Source organism: Nitrospirota bacterium, assembly GCA_013388455.1.
GTDB lineage: Bacteria > Nitrospirota > Thermodesulfovibrionia > Thermodesulfovibrionales > SM23-35 > JACAFF01.
Genome location: JACAFF010000030.1, coordinates 1 through 15,686 on the forward strand (window position 1 = coordinate 1; position 15,686 = coordinate 15,686).

Sequence of the window (15,686 nt, forward strand, 5' to 3'; positions counted from 1 at the left end):
ATCAGATCCTGATTCTTTAAGGTTTTAATCTCAGAGTATGGCATGATTGTAGAAAGCTCTAAGAACTGCACCTTGTTGTTTTTGTATCCGAGGGCAAGCATGATTTCACGATACAATGCCTCATCCGGTTCGGCAATTTCTAGGAGATTTGCCATTCTGATTTTCTTGCGTGTAAGACATTTCTCACCCCAAGAATTTAGGTCTACAACTCTAAATTGGTTAACTTCTTGTTGTTTCAGCATAGCCATGGGATTAACCTCCTTGCCTTCACAATGCGGTTCTTGACAGGTTCACATACAGCCCAATAGACTTCGTTTCTTTCGTCTTCTGTCACTGTCAAGCCAAGGATGCCAAAGACAATATCGTCAAGGGCTTTGCGGTCTGGAAACGGATTAGGCTTCTGCTCACGGATGGGATAGTTGGGTTGATGCCGTAAAAGTTTGAGAGTCATATTTTATAGACTTCACTGCGACGCCTAACGGCGTATATAGTAATAATATGGGAAGCATGTTCAATAGAGTAAATAACCCTCCAATCGCCAACTCTGAGTTTATACTTGTCTTTAAACTTTCCTCTAAGTGGGGCTGGATTAATATTTTCTATATTTTGAGAAAGCCAGTCTATTTTGTTTGCGATATTTTGGGCGATGGTTTTATCAAGACGTGATATGTCTTCTTCTGCCTGAGTTGTAAACTCAACTTTATAACTCATGACATCAGATCAATCCGAGCTTCTTTTTTACTTCTTCAAAAGGTATCCTCTCTTTTGACGCAGATGAAGCTTCAAGGTGCTGAACAAAATCCTCTCTTAACTCAAGTCCATAATCAGGATCGAAAAGTTCCCTGAACTTCTCGTCAATTATTTTGCTTATCAATTCCTTAAGCTCATCTATGCTTAAATCAGCCACTTTCATGGCAGCACCTCCTTTAATTTCTGTTAGTTCGTTAAAAAAATTATAACATTTTTCTCTCACACACTCCTTGCCTTCTCAAGGCGGTTCTTGACCAGCTCGCAGACTGCCCAGTAGACCTCGTTCCGCTCGTCTTCTGTCAGACCGAGGATGTCAAAAAAAATTCCCCTCTATATTATTCAAAACATCCTCATCAGAAAATCTTAAGACAGTTATTCCCAATTCATTTAAAAACTATGCGTGTAGCCGTCTATTTCAATTACCAGCATTAACACACCCACAACCCTCTTGATAGAGGGGAGATTTCACACACTCCTTGCCTTCTCAAGCCTGTTCTTCACCAGCTCACATACAGCCCAATACACCTCATTCCTTTCATCTTCTGTCAGGCCGAGGATGTCGAAGACGATGTCGTCAAGGGCTTTGCGGTCAGGTAGAGGATTGGGCTTCTGCTCACGGATGGGAAGGGAGGGATTGATGCCGAGTTCTTCATATATGTTTAATGTTTCTCGCGTAAGCAATTTTTCTGATACTTTTGATAACATTTCTCTCTGCATTGGACTGATAGCAATTGGTGATATAATTGGTATGTTATCAAAATTGTATACCGCAACAAATAAAGCACCTTCACCCAATCCATAGGTACCATATATTTCGATAAACATTGCTATAAAAGTAGTATTTAAAAGCATTGAGATTAGTTCAGCATTGCCTCTTGCAAAAATTCCATACATCACTTTATCGAGTAAAAACCGTTTAGGGTTGAAGAAAAAATCGAATTTATCGTTAAATGTTGAACGAACAATAATTGGTGCGTTATTCTCTCCCAAATCCCACCATCTCTGCCGTCCTCTGCATGTTGGTCTTTTATGAAATCCCTGTTTCTCTCCCCATTCAATATACTTCAGGGCATTTGTGCCTTTTAGTCCCTTTTTGTCTTTATGGCACATAAAGACTTTATACTTTAAATCTTTCGGATTTATGAGAATCGTTTTGCACTCCCTTGGACTTTTTATTACAGGTTTTAGAAATTCTTCTTCAATTTCTCCTTCCCAGCCTGCTTCATTACGAACCTTTAACACCCCCTTTTGTCCCTCCTTAATAAGGGGGGAAGTAAGAGGGGTGAGATAGAAAAACTCGTTCGCTCCTGTTTTTATTCCAAACCTCACCTCTGCAATATCCCCGAGCCTGACAAGTTTTCCTTTGCCTTTTTCAAGGATTGTAAAAAAGATATCTGGTGCACGTAGATATTTTCCGCCCCATTTGTTGCCAGAATATGGAAGATGCATTGGGTCTTTCTCTATAAGCCTTTTTTCTTCTTCCTCATGAATTTCGATCCCTTCTAAAAGAAGTTCCTCCATGTCTTTAGGGGATATTCGATAATCATCAGTTACAGTTCGTTCATTTGTCTGTTCAATTTCGAGAATTGTCTCAGGTTTGACAACCTCTTCAAAAGGCTTCTTAAAGGCAATGAATTTCAGGGGAGATTGCTTTCTTTCAAATCCCCCCTTGCCCTCCTTTTTTAAAGGGGAGATGGGGTGATTAATGACATCATTAGTAGAAGGTCTTTTTATGAGAACTATGACTGTATTAACATCTGCCTCAAATGAACGCTTTGCAATGTTGTCAATAACATACATAGGCTCCATTCTCTTTAAAAGAAACTCCTGTAGCCCTACACCATAGCCAACATCAAGCCATGAGTTAGAATTAATGAAGCAGAAAGTGCCCTTCGGCTTTAAAAGAGCAAGTCCATGGTAGTAGAAATAAACATAAAGGTCGCTTTTTTTATCAATCTTCAAGGTGTCACCCCATAACAGCTTCGCAGAGTTTACAAGCTTGTCTTTATATTCTCTCTTTCTTTCACGCCATTCATCAGCATCAAAATCTTCTTCCCTTTCAAGAGGGAATGCTATCTGCTCCTGTCTTACATAGGGCGGATTCCCGAGCACTATATCAAAACCACCTTTCTCTGCAAAGACCTCTGCAAAATCAATCTCCCAGAGGAAGTAGTCTTTCTTTTTACCTGCACCCATCAAGATTTCTTGAAGCCTCTTCTTTTCCACTTCCAGCTTTTCAATATCTGCCTCTAATTCCTTCGTTTTCTTTCTGCTTGCCTCCTCTCTTTCCTCTTTTGTCTTTAGCAGGCCCATCTGTTCTTTAGGTCTGGATTCCAGTTCATTCTTTCTTGCTTTTACCCTCTTATCAATTTTTTTAATATCATCTGACAGAATGTCCTTTAGCAACGCATGCTCCATTTCCTCAATCTCTTTTTCCCATTCATGCCTTGAGTCATTAAAGTATGCAGTCTTTTTTCCTTTTATTTCTTCAATCCTGTGCCTTAAGGTTTCAGGAATATGCCCATATTCACCTCTGAGAAACAACTGTTTCCCTGCAACTTCTTCCACAAGGCTATCTCCCTGCCTCATTTTAAAGGTGAAACTGGGAAGCAATGCCTTGCTATAAATATCAAAATATTTTTCTTCTGTTTCAATTATCAGAGATAGCCAGAGCCTGAGCTCTCCCACCATAACAGCCCAATCTTTTACATCTACTCCATAAAGGTTTTCAGAAATGATTTGCTTTTTCAATCCAAAGAGATTTATTTCCTCTAATTTCTTCCTTTCAGCCATCTGATATAAATACTTATATAACTCCACAAGGACATTCATCATACCCACAAGGAAAGATGCCGAGCCTACAGCAGGGTCAACAATCCTCACTTTATGGAGGGCTATCATTACTTTTCTTATGTCATCGCTGGAAAAACCTTCATGGATTCCCGCCTTCGCGGGAATGACAGAAGGTGGGGCGGGAATGACAGAGGAAGGGAGGATTGTCTGTGGCTCAAAGACCAGAGGGATAAGTTCTACTTTTGATAAACCAGTTTCTTCTGTAAGATATTCAATGAGAGATAGCTTGCACATAAAATCTATCTCTACTCTTGGAGTGTAGAATATCCCTGCTTTACCTCTTTCCTCTTCTGAGATAAGGGATTCATAAACCTTACCGAGCATTTCGGGGTCAACTGCAACCTCGACTTCTAAAGTGGTGTCTTCTCGAATAGTAAAGTTGAATCTCTCAAGAAAACCCTTTTTTGAATCAAAAGGGTCTAAATCAAAAAGATGTTGAAATATCTCGTCTGGTAACTGAAATCCAATCTTATCAAGCCTGTTTTCTATAAACAACCCACCATTTAAGAAGGGCATTATCACAAAAGACTCTTTTATATCTTTTGGCAGATAAGGATCTTTATGGATGTCTGCATGTTTGTTAGGTCCCTGAAATGCGTTGAAAAACAGTTTGCTGAGCCACTGAGAGTAGAAGTTACTCCCTTTGGTTTTATATCCCTTATATCTTTCCCATAGATTCTTTATATACCTTTTATCCTGGACATAATCCTTCCATTTAAGCCAGCCTTTTTTCTGAACAAAATATAGGAACATAATCCGTGAAAGTAACTGCTGGGCAAAGGAATGCACCTCCTGAGGTGTTGCCTTCTCTTGGTAAGAAAGAATATCTTTTATGCTCTCGAGGGCAAACTTATATGCATTGAAAAATTCCTTTGTGACTCGTTCAACATTGAAAGCATTTTTATGTTTTTCATAGATAATATCTGGAGTTTGTTCATGTGGTGTTATCCTGATGTTTTCAATAACTTCCTGGTCTGTATGGTATATATGTTCTCTATCAACTACCAATGTTTTGAGCTTTAATTTAGGCTTACCCACACCCAAGGCAATACGTTCAGGATTGATAAATACTATTTCTTCCCAGTCCTTGGTAAAAATGAAGAGAGTATTTATCTGAGGGAATCTGCTATTAAATGATTCGATTATATTTCGATAATTTGTGCGGGTTAAGGCAGGAATTTTTGCAAGGTAGATTTGAAACCTCTTTTCATAATCAGAAAGGAGATATAATTCTCCGAGGATTTTCTTAACGCTGTCAGGGAAACCAAAATCAGGAATGTACAGAGGTTCAGCCTTTACTTTGTATCCAAGACCATTCAGGAATGTTATGAGATGACTGACTGAGTCTATATCTTTTAATCCGGTCATGTCCTAAATAGCTGTCCCATTAAAATTATGTAATACCCTATCAAACGGATTATATCATATCAATCTATACTTGACCTTGCAATCGTTTTGCCAAGACCCACATCATCAGCAAGAAGAATCCTATGCTTATAACTGTTAAGAGTCTTATAAACGGCTTCAACCTGATAAGGCTCTAAGTTTGTTCTCGTAAACGAGAGTGAGAGGAGATGGTCATAAGCATAGGCAAGAGACAGATGGGGTGCCTCATAATTGAGATCAAAAAGAATAGGTGGATCAAAATTATTATTCTGGATTTTTTCTATTTTAGTAGGCGGGCAAACAAAATCTTTTGATGGTCCTTCTTCAAAGGCGACTTTAACAATAGTGGAACTGCCCCTATAATCAAGACGTATAATTTCACCTACTTTATCTCCAACTTTGACTTTATCGCATATTTTAAAGAGACTTTCCATATAAGGCTTTTTTATTTTAAAACGAGACTGCTCTATTTTCCAGCAATATATATCAGGTTTGGGGTTAATTAGGAATTATTCAAATTTGTTGTTACCCCATATTTAATCTTCGTTTTAAATAGCCTTTAAGTTCTTTATAATAATTTTCATGCTGACCTATCATAATTAATTCAAAGTCCGATTTAGTCATTCTGTATAAAAGAAGATACTGAAGACTTGATAACTTTTTGACTTTGTTTTCAAAAGTTCTCGATTGAAAGATTCTCATTGTTTATCCGAATATTTTTTTATTATATCCATAATTTCTTTAACTCGATAGGTATCGAAAAATAAATTTTTTCACAACATCTGCATTATTCAATTGGAGGAATTGTATAATGTTTAAAATATTAATTGAAAAGTTAAGACATATATGCGACATTAAGGGATGATGGTTCATTATGCACAGTGTATATCCTTTTGAGATAAAGTCATGGCAGAGTGATAATGGTTCAGAGAATCTTGTGGATAGAACTATACAAGAAGAATTTATTGATAATAATTTAGATGTAATTCATGATAAGATAATTTTCAATCGCATATTTAGGAGAAGAACCTTAATTATTAAATAACAAATATAGGAGAAAATTATTATGAGTAAAATGCCTGCATTCAAATTGATTTTTCTTTGGTTGTTAATAATGGTTTTACTAGGAGCTTACGATACCGCGTCATCTCAATCAACTCAGAATCAGTCGATACTGACTGGGCTCCTGGCGGAGAAGTCTACAATCGATGGTGCAACATTGTTAGAGACACGTTGCTCGCTCTGCCATAGTGCAGACAGGGCTAAGCAAGCCAAAAAAACACGCGAACAGTGGGATAAGACAGTGACTCGTATGATTAGCAAAGGAGCACAGTTAACTGAGGCTGAGAAAACATTGCTGTTAGATTATTTGGCTAAGACTTATGGGCAATAAGGAATATAGGTTGAATATAAAGGAAAAGGCCATAGGGGTTTTCGACTCTGGAATAGGTGGGCTAACGGTTCTAAAAGAGATCATTAATGAATTACCTCATGAAAACACAATTTATCTTGGAGATACAGCAAGAGTTCCTTATGGAATAAGATCACCTGAAACAGTCACAAGATATTCATTCGAAAACACAAAATTTCTCTTCTCAAAGGATGTCAAATTACTTGTGATTGCCTGTAATACTGCCTCGTCTATAAGTCTCGATGCTATTCAAAAAAATACATCCATTCCTGTAATTGGTGTAATTGAGCCAGGGGCAAAAACTGCTGTTAAAACAACAAAAAATAAAAAGATAGGGGTTATAGGAACCGAGGCAACTATCCGAAGTCAGGCATACACTAAGGCCATCAAACATCTCGATAGTACTATAGATGTTTTCAATCTCGCATGTCCGCTTTTTGTCCCTCTGGCAGAGGAGGGATGGACAGAGGGGAAAATTGCTCTTTTGATTGCCCAAAAATACCTTGGTGGCTTAAAAGACAAAGGGATAGATACCCTTGTCCTTGGGTGCACACATTATCCCTTGCTGAAGAATGTCATAGCAGATGTGATGGGTAAGGGTGTAACACTGATAGATTCTGCTATCGAAACATCACATGAGGTACATAATATCCTTGAAAGACTAAATTTAAAAAAAGAACCTCAAAACGCTGCCATAAGAGAGTTTTATGTGACTGATTCACCAGAGAAGTTCTTAAAATTAGGAGAGCAGTTCCTCGGGCAAACTATAGAGCATATTCAGAAAGTTGAAGTTAGTTCCTATTAACCTAAAAATGCATTATTCACGTTAATATAAAAATTACGGTATTACTTTAAAAATAAATATGGAGGTTGCATGAGAGTAGATGGGAGAAAGAATAACGAGATACGGAAAGTAAAGATTACACGAAATTTTATAAGCACAGCAGAAGGTTCAGTGCTTATTTCAATGGGAAATACAAGGGTAATCTGTACAGCTTCTATTGAAGAAAAGGTGCCAATTTTTTTAAAGGATCAGAAGAAAGGATGGATAACAGCCGAGTATTCAATGCTTCCGAGGGCTACAAAAACAAGAACGCTTAGAGAATCTACCTCAGGTAGAATCAGTGGCAGGACTCACGAGATACAGAGACTTATTGGAAGGGCGCTCAGGTCAGTAGTTGATCTTTCATCCATGGGCGAGAGAACCATATGGATAGACTGTGATGTTCTCGAGGCAGATGGTGGGACAAGAACAGCAGCAATAACAGGTTCTTATATCTGCCTGATAGACGCTATACAATATGCTCTCAGGAATGGTCTCATAGACAAATCACCTGTTAAAGATTATCTTGCTGCTGTAAGTGCCGGCATTGTAAAAGGAGAGCCCATCCTCGACCTATGTTATGAAGAAGACTCTATTGCAGAAGTAGATATGAATATAGTAATGACTGGAAGTGGAGAATTTGTTGAGATACAGGGGACTGCTGAAGGCAGGCCATTTTCAAAAAACATGCTCGACAGTTTAATTAAACTTGCCAGAGAAGGAATTCATAACCTTATTGATATTCAAAAACATTTGGTTGAAAAAGACCTTCTTAGTTTCTGAAAAATTCACAATATGCTAAAATAAGTTAAGTGAAATTCCATATGACGCATAATGTCAATGGGGAGGTTATTTTATTCTTTAACTATCATAAGGAGTTATTAATTGAACGCATATAGAAGTTTATTTGTATGGTTATTCATAGGAGTTCTGATAATACTCCTGTTCAATATAATAAGCTATCCGAAAAAAACTCAAGATGAGATGATATTTTCTGAATTCCTGAGCAAACTTGAGGCAGGACAGATTGCAGAAGTAACAATAAAAGGTTCTCTAATTAATGGTCAGATGAAGGATGGTAAGAAATTCAGGACTTTTGCTATAAATGACCCAGATTTTGTAAAAACATTAAGGGCACAAAACGTAAAGATAACTGTCAAACCTGAAGAACAAAACCCCTGGTACTGGAATCTGTTCTTTTCATGGGGTCCGATAATTTTTCTTGTTGTTATATGGATATTTTTCATGCGACAGATGCAGACAGGCGGTAATAAGGCATTATCTTTTGGAAAAGCAAGAGCAAAACTGGTTTCTGAAAAATCAGTTAAGATAACATTTGCTGATGTTGCAGGAATAGAAGAGGCAAAATTAGAGGTTCAGGAGATTATAGATTTTCTAAAAGATCCTAATAAGTTCCAAAAACTTGGTGGAAAGATACCCAAGGGAGTTCTGCTTGTGGGGGCACCAGGCACAGGCAAAACACTTCTTGCAAGGGCAATTGCAGGAGAAGCTGGGGTCCCGTTCTTTTCGATATCAGGTTCTGATTTTGTAGAAATGTTTGTAGGAGTTGGAGCTTCTCGAGTCAGAGACCTTTTTGATCAGGCTAAGAAAAATGCACCCTGTATTATTTTCATTGATGAGATAGATGCTGTTGGACGGCATAGAGGTGCGGGTTTAGGAGGAGGACATGATGAGCGCGAGCAGACACTCAACCAGCTTCTTGTTGAGATGGATGGCTTTGAGTCCAATCAGGGAGTAATTATCATTGCAGCAACAAACAGACCGGATGTGCTCGACCCTGCTCTTCTCAGGCCTGGAAGATTTGACAGACAGGTTGTTGTGCCACAGCCTGATGTTAAGGGAAGGTTTGAGATACTAAAAGTGCACACGAGAAATATACCTATTGATGAAAATGTAAACCTCGAAGAAATAGCAAGAGGCACTCCTGGGTTTTCTGGCGCTGACCTCCAGAATCTTGTTAATGAGGCTGCATTACTTGCTGCAAGGAAGGCAAAGCTGAAAGTGGAGAAGTCTGATTTTGAATCTGCTAAAGATAAGGTTCTTATGGGTGTTGAAAGAAAGAGCATGATCATTAGTGATACAGAAAAGAAAAATACTGCTTATCATGAGGCAGGGCATGCTCTGGTTGCAAAGCTCACTCCAGGAACAGATCCGTTACATAAAGTGAGCATTATTCCAAGAGGCAGGGCTCTTGGGGTAACTCAGCAGCTTCCAATTGATGATAAATACACGTATTCAAAAGATTATCTCCTAAATGCCCTTACTGTGCTTCTTGGAGGTAGAGCTGCTGAGGAGATAGCCTTAAACCATATGACAACAGGTGCAGGGAATGACCTCGAGCGGGCAACTGAATTAGCCAGGAAAATGGTTACCGAATGGGGGATGTCAGAGAAACTTGGACCGCTTACATTCGGCAAAAAAGAAGAGCAGATATTTTTAGGAAGAGAAATTGCAAGACATAAAGATTATAGTGAAAAAACAGCTATTGATATAGATGAAGAGACAAAGAAAATCGTAATTTATGCTTACAAAAGGGCAAAAAACCTTCTTTCTGAAAATAAAGACCTGCTTGATGCTCTGGCACAGGCGCTTCTCGAACAAGAGACAATGGATGCTGCTGAGATAGACGCACTAATCAAAGAAGTTGAATCCAGGAGAACCATAAAGGTTTAAGGATCAAAATTGATACTATAAAATATTAAGATTAATCATTTTAACAACAATTAGAATAATGCGGATGTTGTAAGAAAATTTTAAAGAAATTTCGAGCAATGTCTGCATTATTTGGGGTAGAGGCAAGATTTTGATTAAATAAGGAGGTCTTGGATGCAGGGATCTGATCATATTTACGATGTTGTCATTATTGGTGGAGGTCCAGCAGGACTCACAGCAGGACAATATGCATCAAGGGCTCAATTAAAAACGGTTATACTTGACAAATCACCGACTGCAGGGGCTTTAGCATATTCCAGCAGGATCGAAAATTATCCAGGGCTTACTCACCCGATAGCCGGGAAGGAACTTCTTGATATCATGAGAATACAGGCAATAAATTTTGGTGCTGAATACATAGAGACACAGGTAGTAGGAGTTAACTTTGCAGATGAAATAAAAGAAGTGATTACCATGAATAATGTATATATGTCTAAGACCGTTATTATTGCTACCGGCTCAATGGGGAGAAAGCCAAGCATAGAAGGTGAGGGAGAATTCCTCGGCAGAGGAGTTAGCTATTGTGCTATCTGTGATGCAGCTTTTTACAGAGGATTAAAAGTATGTGTCATTGGTAATTCAGAAGAAGCTGTTAAAGAGGCGAAAGTTCTTACGAGATTTGCGGAAACTGTATATCTTATCTCTCCTTCACAGCAGATACACGGTGAGGATAAATCATTGTCAGAGATACCAAATTTAAAAGTAATGCTGGGTTATACAGTAACCTCGATTGAAGGAAAGGAACTCGTTGAGAGAATAAAAATGTTTGATCCTAACAAAAATGAGGTTGATCTGGAATTGGCAGGTGTGTTTGTTTATCTCCACGGAAACAAACCTATAGTGGATTTTCTATTCGGAGCTATCGAGACCAAAGAGGATGGCTGTATACCAGTAAGTCCCATGATGGAGACCTCGACCCCAGGAGTTTTTGCTGCAGGGGATGTTACCTGTACTGAAATCAGGCAAGTCGTTGTTGCAGCATCACAGGGGTGTCTTGCTGCACTGTCGGCAGAGAAATATATTTCTAAGAGAAAAAGATATAAAATGGACTGGGCAAAATAGCTATCTTTTTTTGTTTAAGAGACTGATGAGTTCCAGAGCATTTTTAGGTGCATAGCCGAATTCATCATTATTAAAATAAATAAAAACATCTTTTTTATTTTTTAATTGTGACCTTATAAATCGAGCATCCTGCTTTAATGCTTCTAAACTATAAGAACCTGAATATGTTCCGTTCATGCCGTGTCTTCTGATATATATAAAATTGGATGATAAAGGTAATTTTTTCAGAAATTCTGGATGATCAGCCATGCAGAAAGCAGCATTTCCTTTATCAAGAATAGAGGCGACTTTTTTGTTTATCCATGTCTTATTTCTGAATTCAAATACGTTTCTTATCTTATATGGCTTTAATATTTCAAGAAATTCTTTTAACCGTTCAAGATCTGCGTTGAAGTTTGGGGGGAGTTGCCATAAAACAGCACCGATTTTTTCCTTTAACAGAGATGCTCTTGAAAAAAAAGCCTCTAAAGGTTCAGCACAATCCTTCAATTTTTTCACATGGGTGATAAATCTGCTGCCCTTGAGTGAAAATATAAATTTTTCTGGAGTTGAAAAATACCATTTAGCAAAGGCTTCACGCTCTGGCAGATGGTAAAAGGTAACATTCAGTTCAACAGTCGATAGATGTTTACTGTAATAATCAAGCCAGTGATTTTTAGAGAGGCCCTCCGGATAAAAAATTCCCCTCCAGTGTTCATACATAAAACCACTACAGCCTATTTTTAGATCAGTCACTTATATATTATAGCATACTATCAGACATACTATCTGCTTACTTTCAAAACTCCTTCGATCTGGACAATCTTTTGAATAAGTGTTAGAAGTTGGTTCTTATCTTTAACATCAAGTATGAAAATAATGTGCGCTTTTTTATCTTCTGTTGAACTTGCTTCGAGATGGCTTATATTTACATCAACAGAAGATATGACTGCACTGAGGTTTGCTAACATACCTGGCTTGTCAACAGTTTCAACAATTAATCGTGCTGATGATGTTGCATTCCCATCAGCTTTCCAATCAACCTCTACCAGTCTCGCATCGTCGAGAGCAAGTCTGTCAAGATTTGCACAGTCTTTTCTGTGAATTGTTACCCCTCTGCCTCTTGTTACAAATCCTATAAGTTTGTCTCCTGCCACAGGGTAACAGCATTTCGCTGTATGATACAGAACATTATCAACACCCTTTATTGTTATGCCTTTTTGTTCCTTTGGAATTTTTGTGACTTTTGTGACAAGAGGCTCCTCTGGAGGTTTTTCGGGTATTAGTTTATTGACAACCTGATGAGCAGATAATTTCCCATAACCAATAAAGGCGTAAAGATCTTCTATCGACTGGATATTGAAAAAATTTAAAATTTTCTGCATCTCTTCAGACTTTACAATAGAAAGGCTGAGATCATGCCTTCTGACTTCATTTTCGAAAAGCTTACTGCCCAACTCTATGCTCTGCTTCCGGTCCTCAGCCTTAATCCATTGTTTTATCTTGCTTTTAGCGCGTTGTGTTACAACAAATTTCAACCAATCTCGACTTGGATTTTGTGTTGGAGAGGTAATAATCTCAACAGTATCACCACTTCTAAGGGTATACTTCAAAGGAACAATTCTGTCATTTACTTTGGCTCCTACGCATCTATTACCAACTTCAGTATGAATACTGTATGCAAAATCTACAGGACTGGAACCTATTGGCATCTCTTTTATTTCTCCCTTTGGAGTGAATACATATATGACCTCAGGTTCAACTTCGCCTTTCACTGCTTCAAGGAAGTCACTTGCATCTACAAGGTCTCTCTGAGCCTGTATAATATCCCTGAGCCAGGATATATATTTATCACTTTTTTCATCAATCCTGCCCTTTTCCTTGTATCTCCAATGAGATGCTATACCATGTTCTGCTACCATATGCATTTCCATTGTCCTTATCTGAAATTCAACTCTTTCACCTTTTGGCCCGAAAACAGTTGTATGAAGAGATTGATACATATTTGATTTAGGGACGCCAATATAGTCTTTAAATCTTCCAGGTATAGGGGTCCATAAAGAATGAATAAGGCCGAGTATTGCATAGCAGTTTGCTTTGGTATCTGTAATGATTCTCAATCCGAGCACGTCGTGAACCTGCTCAAAGGTTATTTCCTGTTTTAGCATTTTTTGATAGATGCCGTAATAATGTTTTATTCTCCATGATACAGTGCCAGGTATCCCTTCTTCCTTAAGCTTTTTTACAATGAGCTCCGAAACCTCTTTCAGATATTGTTCCTGTTCCTCTTTTCTTTTTGCGACCTTTTTAACGAGGTCATTGTAAAGTTCGGGTACCAGATGCTTGAAACTGAGGTCTTCGAATTCTGTCTTCAACCAGCCGATACCAAGTCTATTTGCAAGGGGAGCATATATTTCAAGAGTCTCTGATGCAATCCTCTGTTGCTTATTTTCTGGAAGATGCTTAAGTGTTTGCATATTATGCAATCTATCAGCGAACTTTATCAGTATAACCCTTATATCTTCTGACATTGCGAGGAGCATCTTTCTGAAGTTTTCAGCCTGTTCTTTTTCTCTTGTTGCGAATTCAATCTTGGAAAGTTTCGTTAGTGATTGAACGAGAAAAGCAATCTCTTTTCCGAAAAGATCTTTTATATCTTTCACTGTTGTATCAGTATCTTCGATGGTATCATGAAGGAGACCTGCTGCAATGGTTGCAACATCCATCTTCATATCAGCAAGTATTGAAGCAACTGAAAGAGGATGCTCTATATAAGGTGAACCCTCTATTCGCCTCTGGCTACAGTGAGCTTCACTTGAAAAAAAATATGCGCGCTTTAAAATCTCGATATCTGCGTCAGGATTGTAGGAAGTGACTTTTTTGATAAGGTTGTCAATAGTTATGGGTTTATCTTCCATAACATATTATACAATTTTATATTTAATTACTGGCTTGGTCTGATAGCCTTTAAATGTAATTGAAGGCTCCTGTTTCCCTCCCACTCGTTAATATGAGGTGTGAATACAGCATCAACAATATTGGAACCTGTCAACTGCTCACAGTATGAACCCATATCGAAACCTATTGCATCAAGAGACTGATTTTTCTGTTTAAGTTTCATTTTTAGGTGATTATTCCCGACTATTCTGGGGTATATTATCTCGAGTCTTTTCGAGCCGAGTAATGGCTCAGAATTTCCAGTACCGAATGGCTCGAGCATTGTTAATTCTTTCATTAATTGCGAACTGATATCAGAAAGATTTACATCCGCGTCTATTTCGAGAAGCGGGATAAGGTCTTTTTCTGTAAGGATTTCTTTTGCAATTTTATTAATATGTTCTTCAAAATCTGGAATTTTTTCAGCCTTTATTTCAAGACCAGCAGCTTGTTTGTGTCCACCAAATGCTGTAAGATAATCATTGCATCTGGTGAGAGCTTTGTGAATATCAAAAGAGGGTATGCTCCTTGCTGAACCTCTGGCATAAGAACCTTCAATAGAAAAAAGAATAGCAGGCCGAAAAAAAGCCTCTGTAATTTTTGACGCAACGATTCCTATAACCCCTCTATGCCATCCTTCTGAAGACAGAACGATAACTGGATTTATCCCTTTTTTGTTTAGTAAGTGCATTGCTTCTGTATAAATGGCTTCTTCAATCTGCTGCCTTTCTTTATTAAGCTTTTCGAGCCATAGAGCTATATTCATTGCCTCTTCATCAGAATCAGTCAGAAAAAGCTTTATTGCATCATTCGCATCAGATATTCTTCCGCATGCGTTAATTCTTGGAATCAAGGTGAACAAAAGAAGGCTAGCTTTTAAATCTCTCTTATCAATCCCTGAGACCTGTTTCAGTGCATGTAATCCCGGGGTGCCATTTTCTATAAGCTTTAATCCTTCTTTTACAATGACTCTGTTTTCCCCGGTAAGTGGGACGACATCAGCAATTGTGCCGAGTGCTGCAAGAGCTAAAAAATCATAAATACTGAAAGATGAATTTTTAATATTTGCAAAAGCCTGGGCGAGCTTAAATGCGATGCCTGCACCTGAGAGATTGAAGACGGGAGATTGAGAATTTGAGATTTTGGGATTGATAATAGTTAACGCATCTGGAAGTAAAAAGTCATCATTCGTTATCTTATCATCTTTATTCTGGCTTCTGAATGGTTCATGATGGTCTGTTATAATTACATCGATGCCTTCTTCCCTGCATAAGGATACTGTTTCCACTGAAGTGATTCCGCAATCAACAGTGATTATCAAAGATGCCCCTACTTGATTGGCATATTGTATTGAATATGGTTTAAAGCCGTAGCCATTAATCATCCTATGAGGAATTATGTAATGAGTATTTATACCAAGAGCTTTGAGTAATTTAAGAACAATCGCTGTTGCGGTTATTCCATCAGCATCATAATCACCATGAACAAGGACTGTCTCATTCTGGTCAGCAGCTTTTAAAATCCTGGTAACTGCTGTTTCCATGCCATTGATAGTAAAGGGATCAGAAAGTTGTGCAAGATTGGGATTTAGAAAAGAGATTATCTGCTCCGGAGTTTTTATTGATCTGTTTATTAAGATTTGTGCAAGGACAGGAGATACAGAAGATGACCTCGAGAGATACTTTATATATTCTGGGTTTGTTCTATTTACAAACCATTGCCTGTGCATTTAATCCTTAATCGTAAAACGTG

Annotated in this window: 15 protein-coding genes; 6 read left to right on the plus strand and 9 right to left on the minus strand. The window is 38.1% G+C overall.

Translation table 11 applies throughout. The features are described 5' to 3' along the window. From HXY53_07125 to HXY53_07150, 6 genes are all read right to left on the minus strand, one after another. The coding region (locus HXY53_07125) for a hypothetical protein (protein NWF76319.1) at nucleotides 1-242 on the minus strand (242 nt) is incomplete at its 3' end. After that, on the minus strand, nucleotides 236-451 hold the full coding sequence (locus HXY53_07130) for a hypothetical protein (GenBank protein NWF76320.1): 216 nt from the start codon (nucleotides 449-451) through the stop codon (nucleotides 236-238). The genes HXY53_07125 and HXY53_07130, both read right to left, overlap by 7 nt. Continuing rightward, a complete protein-coding gene (locus tag HXY53_07135) occupies nucleotides 448-711 on the minus strand; it encodes a type II toxin-antitoxin system RelE/ParE family toxin (GenBank protein NWF76321.1) in 264 nt (87 codons plus the stop codon). The genes HXY53_07130 and HXY53_07135 overlap by 4 nt, the downstream gene beginning before the upstream one ends. Nucleotides 712-715: 4 nt before the next feature. After that, a complete protein-coding gene (locus HXY53_07140) occupies nucleotides 716-913 on the minus strand; it encodes a hypothetical protein (GenBank protein NWF76322.1) in 198 nt (65 codons plus the stop codon). A 302-nt stretch (nucleotides 914-1,215) separates the two neighbouring features. After that, complete coding sequence (locus tag HXY53_07145; GenBank protein ID NWF76323.1) at nucleotides 1,216-4,971, minus strand: Eco57I restriction-modification methylase domain-containing protein; 3,756 nt, start codon at nucleotides 4,969-4,971, stop codon at nucleotides 1,216-1,218. 59 nt (nucleotides 4,972-5,030) lie between these two features. Beyond that, nucleotides 5,031-5,423: a hypothetical protein gene (locus tag HXY53_07150; protein ID NWF76324.1), complete on the minus strand. Its 393-nt coding sequence runs from the start codon at nucleotides 5,421-5,423 to the stop codon at nucleotides 5,031-5,033. Between the two features lie 440 nt (nucleotides 5,424-5,863). Here HXY53_07150 and HXY53_07155 point away from each other — a divergent pair, with 440 nt between their 5' ends. The 6 genes from HXY53_07155 (at nucleotide 5,864) to HXY53_07180 (ending at nucleotide 11,018) form a co-directional block, all read left to right on the plus strand. Next, nucleotides 5,864-6,034 (plus strand): hypothetical protein, encoded by a 171-nt coding sequence (locus tag HXY53_07155; protein ID NWF76325.1) that lies wholly within the window; start codon nucleotides 5,864-5,866, stop codon nucleotides 6,032-6,034. A 21-nt stretch (nucleotides 6,035-6,055) separates the two neighbouring features. After that, complete coding sequence (locus HXY53_07160; protein ID NWF76326.1) at nucleotides 6,056-6,382, plus strand: hypothetical protein; 327 nt, start codon at nucleotides 6,056-6,058, stop codon at nucleotides 6,380-6,382. A 16-nt stretch (nucleotides 6,383-6,398) separates the two neighbouring features. Beyond that, entirely contained in the window at nucleotides 6,399-7,205 is an 807-nt protein-coding gene (locus tag HXY53_07165; protein ID NWF76327.1) for a glutamate racemase, read from the plus strand. A 69-nt stretch (nucleotides 7,206-7,274) separates the two neighbouring features. Then, nucleotides 7,275-8,006 carry a ribonuclease PH gene (gene rph / locus HXY53_07170; GenBank protein NWF76328.1) on the plus strand — a complete coding sequence of 244 codons (732 nt, stop codon included), beginning with the start codon at nucleotides 7,275-7,277 and terminating at the stop codon, nucleotides 8,004-8,006. 102 nt (nucleotides 8,007-8,108) lie between these two features. Continuing rightward, nucleotides 8,109-9,917: an ATP-dependent metallopeptidase FtsH/Yme1/Tma family protein gene (locus tag HXY53_07175; protein NWF76329.1), complete on the plus strand. Its 1,809-nt coding sequence runs from the start codon at nucleotides 8,109-8,111 to the stop codon at nucleotides 9,915-9,917. Nucleotides 9,918-10,070: 153 nt separating this feature from the next. After that, on the plus strand, nucleotides 10,071-11,018 hold the full coding sequence (locus tag HXY53_07180) for an FAD-dependent oxidoreductase (GenBank protein NWF76330.1): 948 nt from the start codon (nucleotides 10,071-10,073) through the stop codon (nucleotides 11,016-11,018). Here the strand turns inward: HXY53_07180 and HXY53_07185 are convergent, their stop codons facing one another. Genes HXY53_07185 through recJ form a run of 3 tightly spaced genes read right to left on the minus strand, consistent with a single transcriptional unit; the run spans nucleotide 11,019 to nucleotide 15,663 of the window. Further along, nucleotides 11,019-11,753 carry a DUF72 domain-containing protein gene (locus tag HXY53_07185; protein ID NWF76331.1) on the minus strand — a complete coding sequence of 245 codons (735 nt, stop codon included), beginning with the start codon at nucleotides 11,751-11,753 and terminating at the stop codon, nucleotides 11,019-11,021. Nucleotides 11,754-11,782: 29 nt separating this feature from the next. Beyond that, a complete protein-coding gene (locus HXY53_07190; GenBank protein NWF76332.1) occupies nucleotides 11,783-13,915 on the minus strand; it encodes a bifunctional (p)ppGpp synthetase/guanosine-3',5'-bis(diphosphate) 3'-pyrophosphohydrolase in 2,133 nt (710 codons plus the stop codon). Between the two features lie 26 nt (nucleotides 13,916-13,941). Continuing rightward, entirely contained in the window at nucleotides 13,942-15,663 is a 1,722-nt protein-coding gene (gene recJ / locus HXY53_07195) for a single-stranded-DNA-specific exonuclease RecJ (GenBank protein ID NWF76333.1), read from the minus strand. Nucleotides 15,664-15,686 lie beyond the last annotated feature (23 nt).

Bases quoted from the DNA above. Each gene is read 5' to 3' on its own strand.
- HXY53_07145 (NWF76323.1), bottom strand. From the start codon at position 4,971: ATGACCGGATTAAAAGATATAGACTCAGTCAGTCATCTCATAACATTC.
- HXY53_07160 (NWF76326.1), top strand. From the start codon at position 6,056: ATGAGTAAAATGCCTGCATTCAAATTGATTTTTCTTTGGTTGTTAATA.
- HXY53_07155 (NWF76325.1), top strand. From the start codon at position 5,864: ATGCACAGTGTATATCCTTTTGAGATAAAGTCATGGCAGAGTGATAAT.
- HXY53_07180 (NWF76330.1), top strand. From the start codon at position 10,071: ATGCAGGGATCTGATCATATTTACGATGTTGTCATTATTGGTGGAGGT.
- HXY53_07130 (NWF76320.1), bottom strand. From the start codon at position 451: ATGACTCTCAAACTTTTACGGCATCAACCCAACTATCCCATCCGTGAG.
- HXY53_07140 (NWF76322.1), bottom strand. From the start codon at position 913: ATGAAAGTGGCTGATTTAAGCATAGATGAGCTTAAGGAATTGATAAGC.
- recJ (NWF76333.1), bottom strand. From the start codon at position 15,663: ATGCACAGGCAATGGTTTGTAAATAGAACAAACCCAGAATATATAAAG.
- rph (NWF76328.1), top strand. From the start codon at position 7,275: ATGAGAGTAGATGGGAGAAAGAATAACGAGATACGGAAAGTAAAGATT.
- HXY53_07190 (NWF76332.1), bottom strand. From the start codon at position 13,915: ATGGAAGATAAACCCATAACTATTGACAACCTTATCAAAAAAGTCACT.
- HXY53_07135 (NWF76321.1), bottom strand. From the start codon at position 711: ATGAGTTATAAAGTTGAGTTTACAACTCAGGCAGAAGAAGACATATCA.
- HXY53_07150 (NWF76324.1), bottom strand. From the start codon at position 5,423: ATGGAAAGTCTCTTTAAAATATGCGATAAAGTCAAAGTTGGAGATAAA.